At 50.4% G+C, this 569-nt stretch carries 1 pseudogene; it reads left to right on the top strand.

What is annotated here, in order from left to right:
• A pseudogene (locus tag BBG47_RS28375) lies at positions 1–569 on the top strand (polymorphic toxin-type HINT domain-containing protein); the annotation flags it as partial.

Here is a 569-nt window from a genome sequence, read left to right as displayed (position 1 = left end):
TCCGAACAAGCAAAGCAAACGCTTCTATTATGACGGTAACGGCAATGTGATCAAAAGCATCGACCGGAAAGGACAGGTTCAACAATACGAATACAACAACCGGAATTTCCTGACGGCCGTCGCTGCTCCGGACGAGCGGATTACGTACAGCTACGACGCGATGGGCAAGCGGACGGCAATGACGGATCAGACAGGGACAACAAGCTATGCGTATTACCCGTCGGGCGAACTCGAATCCATTACGTATCCGGACAAGACGGTGTTGTCATTCAATTATGAGAAGCGGGGATTGCGCGAAGAGCAAGCTATAGCGTCGGGCGCCTACCGCCTAGCAAGTCAGACGGAGCGACTTTTCTCGATTTCAGTGCCAAGGAGCATGAGAGTAATGGATGGCACCGGAGGAGAGCTGGCTCGATTCGACTATTCGTATGATGACTCCTATCGGATTGCTGATTTGAAGTCTTCGAGCGGACTGAATGAAGTCTATTCCTATGATGGAATGAACAGGACGGGCATCCAGCAGAAGCAAGGAGATGCGTTGTTTGGAAACTACAGCTATACCTATGATA

This window comes from Paenibacillus sp. KS1 (assembly GCF_001680695.1).
Classification (GTDB): Bacteria; Bacillota; Bacilli; order Paenibacillales; family Paenibacillaceae; genus Paenibacillus_B; species Paenibacillus_B suaedae.
This window is presented reverse-complemented; position numbering and strand designations above follow the sequence as displayed.